10 protein-coding genes are annotated in these 13,944 nt (G+C 33.6%); 5 read left to right on the forward strand and 5 right to left on the reverse strand.

Going from position 1 to position 13,944, the window contains the following annotated elements; genetic code table 11:
- Nucleotides 1-42: 42 nt before the first annotated feature.
- The gene (locus ABFR62_02690) at nucleotides 43-2,562 is read right to left on the reverse strand and encodes a TonB-dependent receptor plug domain-containing protein (GenBank protein MEN8137316.1); all 2,520 of its coding nucleotides are present in this window, start codon (nucleotides 2,560-2,562) and stop codon (nucleotides 43-45) included.
- A gap of 93 nt (nucleotides 2,563-2,655) precedes the next feature.
- On the opposite strand from ABFR62_02690, the gene miaA reads away from it, so the two are divergent.
- Both miaA and ABFR62_02700 read left to right on the forward strand, forming a co-directional pair.
- Nucleotides 2,656-3,561: a tRNA (adenosine(37)-N6)-dimethylallyltransferase MiaA gene (miaA, locus tag ABFR62_02695; GenBank protein MEN8137317.1), complete on the forward strand. Its 906-nt coding sequence runs from the start codon at nucleotides 2,656-2,658 to the stop codon at nucleotides 3,559-3,561.
- Between the two features lie 32 nt (nucleotides 3,562-3,593).
- Entirely contained in the window at nucleotides 3,594-4,325 is a 732-nt protein-coding gene (locus ABFR62_02700) for an acyl-ACP thioesterase domain-containing protein (protein MEN8137318.1), read from the forward strand.
- A gap of 16 nt (nucleotides 4,326-4,341) precedes the next feature.
- Here ABFR62_02700 and ABFR62_02705 read toward each other — a convergent pair whose 3' ends face one another.
- The 4 genes from ABFR62_02705 to ABFR62_02720 form a co-directional block, all read right to left on the reverse strand.
- On the reverse strand, nucleotides 4,342-4,602 hold the full coding sequence (locus ABFR62_02705) for a DUF1543 domain-containing protein (GenBank protein ID MEN8137319.1): 261 nt from the start codon (nucleotides 4,600-4,602) through the stop codon (nucleotides 4,342-4,344).
- Between the two features lie 34 nt (nucleotides 4,603-4,636).
- Nucleotides 4,637-5,647 carry an ABC transporter ATP-binding protein gene (locus ABFR62_02710; protein ID MEN8137320.1) on the reverse strand — a complete coding sequence of 337 codons (1,011 nt, stop codon included), beginning with the start codon at nucleotides 5,645-5,647 and terminating at the stop codon, nucleotides 4,637-4,639.
- A 2-nt stretch (nucleotides 5,648-5,649) separates the two neighbouring features.
- Nucleotides 5,650-6,681, reverse strand: coding sequence for an iron ABC transporter permease (locus ABFR62_02715; GenBank protein MEN8137321.1), 1,032 nt, complete (start codon nucleotides 6,679-6,681; stop codon nucleotides 5,650-5,652).
- 158 nt (nucleotides 6,682-6,839) lie between these two features.
- Nucleotides 6,840-9,380 carry a GAF domain-containing protein gene (locus ABFR62_02720; GenBank protein ID MEN8137322.1) on the reverse strand — a complete coding sequence of 847 codons (2,541 nt, stop codon included), beginning with the start codon at nucleotides 9,378-9,380 and terminating at the stop codon, nucleotides 6,840-6,842.
- Between the two features lie 395 nt (nucleotides 9,381-9,775).
- Between ABFR62_02720 and htpG the strand changes: the two genes are divergently transcribed.
- From htpG to ABFR62_02735, 3 genes are all read left to right on the forward strand, one after another.
- Entirely contained in the window at nucleotides 9,776-11,659 is a 1,884-nt protein-coding gene (htpG, locus tag ABFR62_02725) for a molecular chaperone HtpG (GenBank protein MEN8137323.1), read from the forward strand.
- Between the two features lie 221 nt (nucleotides 11,660-11,880).
- On the forward strand, nucleotides 11,881-12,600 hold the full coding sequence (locus ABFR62_02730; GenBank protein MEN8137324.1) for an SIMPL domain-containing protein: 720 nt from the start codon (nucleotides 11,881-11,883) through the stop codon (nucleotides 12,598-12,600).
- A 19-nt stretch (nucleotides 12,601-12,619) separates the two neighbouring features.
- Nucleotides 12,620-13,855, forward strand: a complete 1,236-nt coding sequence (locus tag ABFR62_02735; protein ID MEN8137325.1) for a cation:proton antiporter — start codon at nucleotides 12,620-12,622, stop codon at nucleotides 13,853-13,855.
- Nucleotides 13,856-13,944: the final 89 nt, after the last annotated feature.

Raw genomic sequence — 13,944 nt, forward strand, 5'->3', positions numbered from 1 at the left:
AACTTCGAGGTTTTTCAACCTCGAAGTTTATAATACTGATTATCATATGCCAATATTAAGTCCAAACGAAAATACTCTCGGTCTTAAATAAAAATCGGCTCCATCTACTCCGCTGGCATGTTCGGGATCTACTCCTCTATAATTTGACAAAACAAAGGCGTTATTCACAGAAGCATCCAGCTTTACATTCAAATTATATTTAGTAATATCTTCAAATATATAACTTAGGTTTATGAAGTCCATTCTAAAAAATGAAGCTTTCTCCACAAAATAGTTTGAATATCTTTGACTACCCTCAAATCCTGTTTCTAAAGTATTCTCCGATATATTATAAAACTCCTCATCTGTTGTATTTCCAACCAAATACCTTAATGCTCCGTTTGCATCAAAACTGTTATAAACAGAATTACCGATAGATGTGCGACCGGAAAAATACAACTCCCATGATTTATATTTAAAAGTATTGCTAAGACCAATTGTTACGTCCGGATTAACATTCCCACTTTCTACCATAACTGAATAGCCATCATTATCCAAAACATAAGCCTCCTCTATCGGCTTATTATTAGAGTCATAAATCTGATCTAAAGCGTAAACTTCACCAATACTACCACCTGCTGTTATTCTGGGTTGTGGTCCAAAACCACTCCATGAAGCATCTACTATCTCATATTTAAAATCATCTGATATTTTATTAATGTTTCTTGCAAGGTTCAGCCCCATATTCCATGCGAAGGTATTATTTGTTATGGCATCATAATTCAAGTGCAATTCTACCCCCTTATTATGTACTGTTCCCGAACTCTCCAAAAAGCTACTACTATAGCCTGTACCTGAAATAATTGGTGCCATGAAAAACAAATTATCCACTGATTCATTATAATATTCTAATTTCCCTCTTACCTTATTATTAGAAGTTGAAAATTTCACAGATGTTGTAAAGCCGGCTCTTTTTTCTAAATTTATTTCTGTATTTGAAAAAGCACCAAAACTATAAATTACAAAAGGATTCAATAATTGACCGTAAGAAATTGTATAAACCAAATCATTAATAACTCCGTTATTCTTCATAAACCCTTCTTTGGCAATATCCCATCCTGCAGAAAATCCGTATGAACTAACATTTGATTTTTTTCCTCCTAAAAGAGAAAGTTCATCAATATGATATACTGCTTCAACAAAATACTTATCTAATAACGAATATGACAAATTAAAATTCCAGTTCGACATAAAACGATCTGAATATGAGTTTTGGAAAGAAACTAATTCATCACGCGATTCAATATATGAATATTCATCTGACAATATGTGTCTGCTATATTTTGCAGAGAAAGAAATACAACTATTTATTGACTCAATATTTTTATTATATAACAATCCAATGTCAAACATTCTATTAATTAATCCTTCGTCAATATCCTCATCATTATAGTAGCTAAACTCTGTCACTTCTTTATTCCATCGAACATCTGTATTGCTTTTTCTCTCAGAATAATACAAATTAGAACTGATTGCCAACTCTTCGAACCCGTGTATATTATATTTAAACCCCAGTTTAGTATTAATAAAACTCATTTTACCGACGTCGGTAAAGTTCTCATTAACATACAGTGGATTTAAAGAATAATAATGTTTAGGATCTGAAGAATTATGATTATAATCTCCATTTAAATCGTAAACAGGAATAGTTGGATTAAATTCTAAAGCCGTACTTATCGACCTATTGTATATCCTGTTTTGTTCCGAAAGCGAATAATTGGCACCAGCTGCAACTTCTAAGTGATCTTTAAAAAACTTTGGATTTAGTGTTAATGATACATTTTTTCTTTTATAATCGGAATGACTTATTGTGCCTTTATCAACTATGGAGCTCATAGATAAATACACAGGTAATCCTTCAAAAGTACTGCTGATATTCGCATCTACTTTATGCGAGACAGAGGGGCTATACAAAGCATCCTGCCAGTTTGTATTCGCATTACCCAAAATAGAAGATACGTCCGCCCCCTCACGTTCATTTATTAAACTTCTATACCTGTCTGCATCCAATACTTTCCTATAATCAGATACATTATTTACAGCAACACTACTGTTTACATTTGCAGATATTTTATCTGATGCTGATTTTTTCAGATTAATTTCAACCACCCCATTTCGGGCAAATTTACCGTACTTTACGGAAGATGCAACATCCTTTAATACATTTACCGACTCAATATCATTTGGATTGATAAACTGTATACTCTTAACATCAATCAATGGCATACCATCTAATACTATCAACGGGTAATTATCATTTAGTAAAGAACTCTTACCTCTTATGATTAATTCGAACTTGCTCCCGGGCGAACCATCGCCTTGTATTACCTGCAAGCCTGTCACTTTCCCTAAAAACAATTCCTCGGGCGTAGTAATAAATCCTTTATTAAAATCTTCAGTGGCTATTTCTGCACCATGAGTAATTTTACTTGACAAGCTGTCAGAAACTTCTACAGGTGAATCCTGAGCTGTGGAAAATACAGAGTAAATAAGCAGTACAAATACTGAGTAAAATTTCTTCATAAATAAGGTGATAATTATTTTAATTGTTGCGACAAATATATCTTTTAATATTAATTTCACCATCGTACTTTTGTAGTAATTCAAAACAACACAATGTCGAATAAATTAATAACAATAATAGGTCCGACTGCAATTGGCAAAACATCTTTAAGCATTGATATTGCTAATCATTTTGGGTGCGATATTCTTTCTTGCGATTCAAGACAGTTTTATAAAGAACTACTTATAGGTACAGCACCGCCATCACCGGAAGAACAGGCTTTGGCTCCGCATCATTTTATACATGACAGATCAATTTTCGATGATTACAGTGTTGGTGATTATGAAAATGATGCTATTGAATTATTGGACAAGATTTACATAGAAAAGGATAAGGCAGTTTTAATAGGCGGATCAGGGCTTTATGTTGATGCGGTTTTGAAAGGTTTCGATAATTTTCCGGATTTACCGGAAGAAATCAGACCTCAACTACAAAAGGATCTCGATGAAAAAGGCCTGGCGTTTCTTCAGGAAAAATTAAAAGAACTAGACCCCGAATACTACGGCATTGTTGATATTCAAAATCACCAAAGAGTAATAAGGGCTTTGGAAGTATGTATTGGAACCGGGAAAACATTCACTGAATTCAGAGTCAGAGAAAATAAAAAAAGAAACTTCGAACCGATTAAAATCGGGTTAAACATTGACCGTGAAAAACTTTACGAAAGGATAAACCTCAGAGTTGATTTGATGATGGAAGCCGGCTTACTGGAAGAAGCCGAAAAAATGTACCGGCACAAGCACCTTAACAGTTTGCAAACCGTTGGATATCGCGAACTGTTCAAATATTTCGATGGTAATCATGATTTGGATTTTGCTGTTTCTGAAATTAAAAAGAACACACGTCGTTTTGCAAAAAGACAATTAACATGGTTTAGGAAAGACAAGGAAATTAAGTGGTTCGAGCCTAATCAGAAAGATGAGATTATAGAATATATCGAGAAAATGCTGGCATCATAGTTCTATATGCAAAACTAAACAGGAGAAATTACATGAAAAAGATAGACGACATATATACAAAAGACTGGAAAGTTGAATTTAACGATTGCTATTCAAATGGTAGAATAAGCTATGTAACACTTAGCCGTTTTTTACAGGACACCGCAGGATATCATGCCGAAGAAGGTGGATTTGGAATGAAAGAAATGGTTGCCAATAATCAGTCATGGGTATTAACCCGATTCGCTATGGAAATTGATAATTTGCCAAAGCTTAATGATATTGTGACTGTAAAATCATGGATAAGCTTTGTAAAAGGAGCTTTTTCCAACAGAGAATACGAGGTTTACACCAACAACCGGCTTATGGCAAGAGCCACATCGAGCTGGACAGTAATAAATTTTAAAAAGAGAATTGTTGAAACCCTGAAAATAGATTTGCACGAAGCAAGGTTTAATACAGATATAGCCACTGAAAGAGCTGCTGAAAGAATTAGTTTAAAAGATAATTTTGAAAATGTATTTAATATAAGGGTAAGATTTTCTGCTCTTGATATGGTTCAACACGTTTCGAACTTAAAATATTTAGACTGGACATTCGACAATGTTGACCACGATAAAATATTAAAAAGCAGATTGAAGAAAATAACGGTAAACTACATAAAAGAACTCAACCTCGATGATGATGTTTCTGTTTCAACATCTTTCGAAGGCAGCACCCAGATAATAAAAATGGATAAAAATTCGGATAAAACGTGTTTTGCAGCTAAGATGGAGTGGATATAATGATTCACTCCCTTCATCATAATGAATAATTATCATTTACCTGAAATTCATCCTCTTCTCCGGATGTTTTCTCAAGGTTAATCTTATATCCGTCAACCATACTTAGCTTCTGGGTGCCATCTACATGAACCTCTTCTGCATCCCATTTTGTTTTGGCCAGTTTTCTAGCTTCAACTTCGTCTTTTGCTACTACAAAAACTAAATTATGGTCCTCCATAAGGTGGTTCTTTCTAATTTTTCCGCCTAACAAAACTGCAAAAAGATTTAAATCATTCATATTAGAAATATATTATTATTAAAATTTAGTTTTATCAATTAAACTCAGGAAAAAACAATTTATTTAAACTCCCTATCAGTTCTTTAATTGATTTGTATTCTGCAATCTTCACATCCTCTTCAGATAAACTCCAAACTTTTTTTTCATTTACCCTGTCAATTTCAAGTGTGTATTTAGAATCAATATCTACGCCATAACCATTCTTATAAAGAGCTTGTTTTGTCCAATAAACACTCTCATCATCTCCTTTTAAAACAAACGAAATACGGGATTCTCGTTTATAAAGAAACTTACCGCTAATGTAATCGAACTCAAAATTTGATGTCAAAAATGATTCTACAACCTTTTTGTCGAGTAAAAGATCTTCGGCAACACCACTTAGCATATTACCTTCATCATCTATTACCCAAAGCATATCGGCATTTTGAAAGGCTAGCTCTATATCATGGGTAATAATGAAGATAGATTTATTATAGTCAATAGCTAATTTTCTAAGAATTTCGAAAACTTTAAATTTATTTGAAACATCCAGATGAGCAGTTGGCTCATCCAGTAAAATTAAATCTGTATCCTGACATATTGCTCTTGCAATATTTACTTTCTGCAACTGTCCATCAGAAAGTTCATTAATAATGTTATGACGAATATCCTCAATTTCACAAATTCTGATTGATTCATCAATTAGCTCTAAATCTCTTTTAGTGATACTACCCCGCCAGTTAGTATGTGGAATCCTTCCCAAAGAAACAAATTCCTCTACATTAATATGTTCAGTACGTACAACATCGGTTAATACTGCTGAAATTTTCCTGGCCCTGTCGGCAGCAGATATTTCTCTTATATCTTTACCGTTAATTAAAATATCACCCTTCAAAGGGTTCAGTACTCCTAAAACAGTTTTTAATAAAGTAGATTTCCCGGCACCATTTCGTCCCAAAAAACATGTAAGTTTCCCCCTTTCCAGCCTGGCATTTATATTATCCAGTACTAATGTGGAAGACTTCTTCGACTCATAACCTATTCTCAGATCCCTTAATTCTATCATGCTTAATAAGATAATTTTCTACTTCTCCTCATCACCACTGCTATTACAAAAGGAGCCCCAAACAAAGAGGTTATAATATTTATCGGTATAACCTGATCTGCTATAATAAACTGTGTTAATATATCGAAGAACAACATTAACACTCCACCTAACAACATTGTATAAGGTATCAACCTACCGTGATCCATCGTACTTAACATCGATTTTGCAATATGGGGAACTGCCAGCCCAATAAATGCAACAGGTCCTACAATGGCAGTAACTCCACCGGCCAAAACACTAGCAACAATAAGGGTAATCCTTCTGACAACATTTACATTTATTCCTAATGTATAAGCATAATTCTCTCCTATTGTAATTGCATTTAATCCTTTTGATATCCACAAAACAACTAATACACTTAAAATCAACAAAGTGTAGAGCAGGAGGATTTCCGACCATTCAGAACTTCCCAAACTCCCCATAGTCCAAATAATGTAATTTTTCAACTCCTGCTGGGTACTGAAATATTGCAATACTCCAATAATGGCAGAAGAAAAACTCCCTATCATTACCCCTACTATCAATAGAGTACTCAGGTTTCTAACTCTCTCTGATACATAAAGAATAATTGCCATTACGAGTCCGGCACCTATAGTACCTGCTAATACAGTATTGATATTTGAGAAAATTAATGGAAGACTTACTCCTACAGCCGAACTCATCATTATTGTGAAAGCCACACCTAATCCGGCTCCTGAACTAATACCCAGGACAAATGGCCCCGACAAAGGATTTCGAAATATTGTTTGCATTAGTAATCCACTTAAAGGCAAAGCCATTCCGGCTACAAGAGAAGTGAGCATTTTTGGAATCCGATAACTCCAGATAATCAAAGATTTAGGATGCGACTGCTCCTCATAATCCAAAAGTACACTTACAAACTCTTTTAGACTAAATTTTACACTTCCCAGAAAAACATCCAAAAAGATAAACAGAATCAACAGAGATATAAGTATTAATATTTTAGGTTCTACCTTTTTCTCAAAAATCATAAGCTGATATGAAGATGATAAATTAAGGGATCAAATGTAAGAAAGGATGAACGTAAAATTTACTAAAACTTAAAAAAATAACCCTGAGATAATGCAAAACATTATTTTTGAATATTATCAGAATTACTTATTTGCAATGACATTTCATGAAGTAATTATCAATCCAAAATCTCTTTATCCGGCAATTTCAGTCCCTCAATAAGATTTCTATTTTGAACCTTTAAAGCAATGAAAGTGGCATATGCACTCAACAGATTTTTTTCATAATCTTTCCACTTTCTCCTTTTGTTTTCTACTATAAAATATATAGCACCCCAATTATCCTGTGATGTTTTTAGTGGGAAGCCCAAAAGAGACATTATTTTATGGTCTCTCAAATATTTTTTATGCTCCGGATTTAAATCCAGTTCTGCCAGGTCCCAATAGTACTTTCGCCATAAAGTATTTTTTTCTACAATATCTCTAACTTCAAAAGTTTTAAAGAAACAATCGTCTGTTCCCTGATAAATTCCGGAACTGCTAATCCAGCGGTAACTGTCATTATAATTTACCACCCCATCTTCGACTGAAAACTTGGATACAACTACTCTGGATACACCAAGAGCACTTCCAACAACACCTAATGACTTTATAAAATCATAATCTTTTTCTAGTTCCAGCTGCGAAACATTAATTGATGATAAGAGCAATTCGAATCCTTTATTTTCTAACTCTAAGACCTTCAAATCCGATATATCCTGTAAAGCTCCTTCTACACTCTCCACATCATCTCCTTCAACATTTACTTTCGAAGCAGAAAGTTTCAGCCATTTAATTTCACCTGAATTTGTGATCATTCTAAATTCAATAAAATCAGAATAAGACTTATTGCTTCTAATATTATTTATGTAGTTCATCAACTCGCCAACATCATGACTTAATACATAGTCAAACAAAAGGAACGCATTTTCGTAAATATCTATTTTTTCATTTTTATCATCAACTCCAATAATATCTAATAAATAATCTACACTGGAATTGTTAAGTTTTTTAGTCTTAAAATTAACTTTCCAGTCAAATATTTTTCCCTCCTGATAAAATGTACTTAGAGTGGAGTTAAAGTTTATATTATCTTCCTGTCGTTTTTTCTGAATAAGCCTTACAGCCAAATTATCAGCAACGTCCATTATTATTTTAAGATGTTCATCCTTGAAAAAATCAGCTCTGACATTTTCAGAATCAATTATTCCCAATAGCTCTCCTTCAAATATTATCGGAACTGTTATCTCTGATAATGAAGGCTTATTCAGATAGTAGTAATCCGCATCCTTTGAATTATTAGCTACAACTTCGGATACCTGTGTTTTAACAACCCTGCCAATTACACCTGCTTTAGGTGAAAGAGTTTTGGGATAACTGGCCCTATTACTGCCTCTACGCGGTTCAATATAACCTCCACCATACTCAAGAATGCCGGTATTGTGATTATACAAATAAATAACTGTATCCTGAAGATTGAGCCTTTCAACTAATGATTTCGTCAGATCATTCAAAATAAGCGGAATAGTTGGTTGTCTTAACAGACTCAGAGAAAAATACTCGTTTAACAGCTTCCTCTTATCGTGTATAAGTTGCTCATCCTTAATATTTTTCTTTTCGGAAATATCTCTTAAATACCCTGTTCCCGTTAAAACATTATTTTCCGAATAAGACTCATTCCAATCAATTGTCACCCACCTTGACTTTTGCTGACTATCATTAATCCTAAATTCATTTTTCACACGACGTTCCGGTTCCGTCAAAGACAGAAAAAAGTAATGCAATCGAGCTCTTTCCATACGGTCGAAACGACTAAACAACAGGTTTGAATCGTTCAAAATATGTTCTGCCGAAAGACCTAAAATATCCTTAATACCCTCCGAAACAAAAGTAAACTTCAGCTCATCATTATCTACTTCAAATTCAAATAATACTCCCGGAACAACTTCTGTTAGGTTTTTTAATCGTTTCTTTTCCTGTTTGAAAATCGCTTCATTTCTGCGAATGTGCGAAATATCTTCGAAAGATATATAAAAGTATTTCAGACCGTCATCAATTGCTGAACACTCTAACTTTAACGAATACATATCACCATCGAAATTAAGGTCTGCAACTTTTGAAGATAACTCTCCTACTCTTGCTATTTCTACAAGATTTTCAATTTCTTCGGTAAAATTTTCCGGTAATAAATCATCTTCATTCCTATATAACTGCATAAAATCACTCCCTCTTTTGTTTAATGCAATTATTTTATTCTCATCAATTCCATATACCAATGAAGGGATTGCTTTATGAACAAATAAATTTTTTGAATTAATAAATCTATTTACAAATGAGTCATCTGATTCTCTTCTAAACTCAAATTTAATGAGTAAAAGGTTTTGTTTTTCGAAGTTAAGTTTCGAATAGCTTTCTAAATAAATTAATGTATTCTCATCTACATGAACTTCTGAGGGAAGATTATTAACATCAATCTTACCATCATTATACATTGACAGAAACTCGCGATGTAACTTTGGGGTATGCATAAACATCTCGAGCAGATTACTTTCGTAAGGGAGCTTATCAGAAATGATTTTTTTTAAAACGTCAGATATTACAACTATATGACCACTATATTCAACCAGTACCAAAGGAGACTTGGAATATCTGATTAGGTCTAATAATGCAGCTTCAGCCATATAAACTGTTATATTGAATTTTGGGTTAATAAACTGAACTCAAAAACAAATATCTTAAAAATAACTACTGTTTAAATTTATAATATTCATTTAGAGGTTCAACCGGTCTTAGATTAGCTAATTTAACATTTTTCAACAAATAACAACACTTTTACACCTAATATAAAGGACTTTACATTTACCTAACATAGCATATATGAGGATACTGGTATTATTGAAAAACAATCTCTACAGGTAATAAGCCATAAATTCACATGTCAAAAACTGTCAGATATGTTTAAAAATCAATATCCATAAATGTAAATTATGACAATATGACACCTGCAGCTATTTGGCATAAACTTTGAATTTTGCTGTTCAGATAAAATTTGACAAATAATTTAAATTACAATAAAATGGCAAAAGGAAAGATTAATGTTACGGCAGATAATATTTTCCCGGTTATTAAGAAGTTTTTATACTCAGACCACGAAATATTTTTAAGAGAGTTAGTATCAAATGCAGTAGATGCCACCGAAAAGCTTAAACACCTTAGCTCTATGGGTGAATTTAAAGGTGAAGTTGGCGATACAAAAATTGATATTTCTATTGATAAAGATGCCAGAACACTTACTATAAAAGATCGTGGTATTGGTATGACTTCAGAAGAAGTTGAAAAATATATTACTGATATTGCCTTCTCGGGAGCAGAAGAATTCATGGAAAAATACAAAGATCAAATGGACGGTAAAGATCTTATCGGACACTTTGGTTTAGGTTTCTATTCTGCATTTATGGTTGCTGACAAGGTTGAAATTTTCACTAAATCTTTCAAAGAAGGCAGTGAGGCTGTACGTTGGGAATGCGACGGGTCTCCGGAATATATTTTAGAGTCAACAGATAAGAAAGAAGACAGAGGTACAGAAATTGTATTACATATCGACAAAGATTCTGATGAATTTATTGAAAACCACAGAATTAGCGAACTGCTTAACAAGTATTCTAAATTTGTTCCGGTTGAGATAAAATTCGGAGAAAAAGATGAAACTGTTAAGGAAGGTGAAGGCGATGATGCCAAGGAAACTACTGTTAAAGTAGACAATATCATCAACAACACTAACCCGGCATGGACAAAGGCCCCGGCTGATTTAAGTGACGAGGATTACAACAACTTCTATCGCGAATTGTACCCTTCTAATTTTGAAGATCCATTGTTTCACATTCACCTAAACGTTGATTATCCTTTCAATCTTACCGGAATCCTATATTTCCCTAAGATTTCGAAAACTATGGATATGCAGAAGGATAAAATCCAACTGTATCAAAATCAGGTTTTCATTACCGATAATGTTGAGAACATAGTTCCTGATTTCTTAAACATGCTTAAGGGTGTTATAGATTCTCCGGATATTCCTTTAAATGTTTCCCGTTCTTATTTACAGGCCGACGCTGCCGTAAAAAGAATTTCAGGACACATCACCAAGAAGGTTGCTGATAAGTTAAATTCAATGTACAAAAATGACAGAGAGGATTTCCAAAAGAAATGGGATGATATCAAAATCATTATCGAATACGGAATGCTTTCTGAGCAAAAATTCTATGACAGAGCTAAAAAATTCGCTCTTTATCCAACTATTGACGGTGAGTTTTTCACTTTTGAAGAGCTTACAGAAAAGGTAAAAGACAATCAGACTGATAAAGACGGAAATACTGTTATCCTTTACGCAGGAAATAAAGAAGCACAACACGCATATATCGAGAGAGCAAAAGAAAAAGGCTACGAAGTATTATTACTTGATTCTCCAATCGTTTCTCACCTTATTCAGAAAATTGAAGGCGAAAACGAAAAAATTAAGTTTGCCCGTGTTGATGCTGATTCAATCGAAAAGCTTATCGATAAAAATGAAACAGTAATTTCTAAATTATCGAAAGAGGAAGAAGAAACTCTTAAGCCTGTTATCGAAGGAGCTATCAGCGATTCAAAATATACAATTCAGATGGAGGCTTTAGATTCTAAAGAACTTCCGTTTCTGGTTACTGTACCCGAATTTATTCGCCGAATGAACGAACAGGCTCAAACCGGCGGCGGAATGATGGGAATGGGTCAGATGCCTGAAATGTATAATTTAGTAGTTAACACTAACAATGAATTGGTTTCTGAAATTCTTAGCGAAGAAGATGAAGAAAGAAAAGGACGCCTGGTTCGTCAGGGATTCGACCTTGCGAAACTTCAGCAAAATCTTCTTCACGGAGAAGAATTGACTAAATTCATTAAACGAAGTGTTGATTTGATTAAATAAAATCAATTATATTTTTTCATACAAACCTCGAAGTATAGTTACTTCGAGGTTTTTTTAATTAATAAAATGAAACGAGCATGAGCAACAATTTTCACATACAGAGGAATGACTATCTCATGCGAATACCATCTGACCGATGAAAAACAAATTGTAAACAGATGAAACAATTTATTCATAAATAACGTTTATCTTTAAATAAGATAATAATAAACAAACTTGGTATGAATAGATTAAAGATATTATTTATTACAATTATAATTGCACTTGCAATAAATGTTGAAGCTCAGGAAAAAGAAAACATCAGAACATTAGCCGTTCAGGGAAATGGTGAGATAAGTGTAAAACCCGATGTAGCAAACATTAATTTTATGCTTTCATCCGTAAATATGGATTTTGAGGAAGCAGTAGATGAATTAAATAAAAAAATAAACAAACTCACAAAATCACTGAAAAGGGCCGGAATAAAGAAAGAGGAAATATATTCTTCGAATTACACTATAAAAAAGGAATATCAGCACGATTATCAAAACAGAGAAAAAACATTTATCGGCTATAAGGTATCTCACTCAATAACTCTTCAAACCTCAGCAGATACAAAATCGGTGAACAAAGTTTTCGATGCCTTAATTTCAAGTTTAAAAGATGTAGAACTAACATTGAGCTTCGGAATAAAAAATACTGAACAAATAAAAAATGAGCTGATAAAAAAAGCCATCGAAGATGCGAAACAAAAAGCTTCGTTAATGGCTCAGGCATCAGGTGTTAAGTTATTGAAAATACAAACTATTAACTACCACAGCTCCCCTATTCATTTCAGATCCGGCACTAACTCAATGATGGTTTCAAAGAAGATGGAAGCTGATGTTGTAATGGTTGAAGACTTCAACCCTGCAAAGATTAAACAAAACACACAGGTAAATATTATTTGGGTGATAGAGTAGTTTGAAATAAAATGACCCAATGAACATTTTACTGACAATAGGGTTACTGCTAATCATAGGTTATTCGGCAGGTTGGTTGCTGGACAAAATAGGATTGCCTAAAATAATCGGTTACATTGTTACCGGAATAATTCTAAGCCCGAATACCACCGACTTTATTGATGGAGAATTTATTGAGAACACTTCCCCCCTCATGGATATTTGTTTAACATTCATAGCCTTTGAGGTGGGAGGTGCTTTAAAATGGTCAAAAATAAAAAAACATGAAAAGGAAATTATAAGTATAACACTACTGGCTAGTTTTTTCCCATTTATATTAATTACAGCATCTATTATAGTTCTTGGATTTATATTTCCAGCAATACTCCCTCTGGCACCACTATCCCTAATACTGTTAGCTATACTCCTGGGAGCTTTGTCGAGCCCCACCGACCCTACCGCTACATTTGCAATTATGCATCAATACAAGGCGAAAGGCAAAGTATCAGACACCATTATAGGTGTAGCTGCCCTTGATGATGTAATAGGTATTTTAATATTCAGTATTACCATTGGTGTTATTTCGATCACCAATGGAAACTATGAAGGTGTTTTTGGCAACCCGATTGCATTTTCTATTTATCAAATAGGGCTAAGTATACTTATTGGTGCCGCCATTGGCTATTCATTTTGCCTGATCTCAAAAATTATAAAATCAATTAGTGAAGGCCAATGGGTTGTAATAGTTTTTTCGCTGCTTATTTTCTCTGCCGGTATTTCTAAATTATTAGACACTGACGAAATCCTTTCTTCAATGACTATGGGAATGGTTGTAGTAAACCGCTGTAAAAAACAAAAAATTATTTTCAGGATTTTAGAGCGTTATACCGAAGAAATAATTTTCCTTTTCTTTTTCCTTCTCAGTGGTTTACATCTTGATATAAGCTCAATTCCCAAGGCAACATCTTTAATATTAATTTTTGTGATTTTCAGGACAGTTGGTAAGTATTTAGGAGTTAGTACGGGAGCCCGAATGGTAAAAGCCGACCCTAAAATTGGCAAATACACTGCAGGAGGACTAATTCCCCAGGGAGGAATTGTTATCGGACTTGTATTGAGTATATATCAGGATCCTCAATTCAAAGAAATTTCAGAAATACTACTGACTACAATAATGGGGGCGATAATTATTCACGAATTGATAGGACCTGTAATAACGAAAAATTCACTGAAGAAAGCCGGAGAGTTAAAAAAGAATAAGAAAAGACATAACTGATTAAAAACTTAATCAAATAAAGTTTAAGGCAAAAGCATTTAACTTTTTTGTTTACCCCACACAAAGGTTCATTTAGGATGTTAATCAAA

Source organism: Bacteroidota bacterium (assembly GCA_039714315.1).
In the GTDB taxonomy this organism is placed as follows: domain Bacteria; phylum Bacteroidota; class Bacteroidia; order Flavobacteriales; family JADGDT01; genus JADGDT01.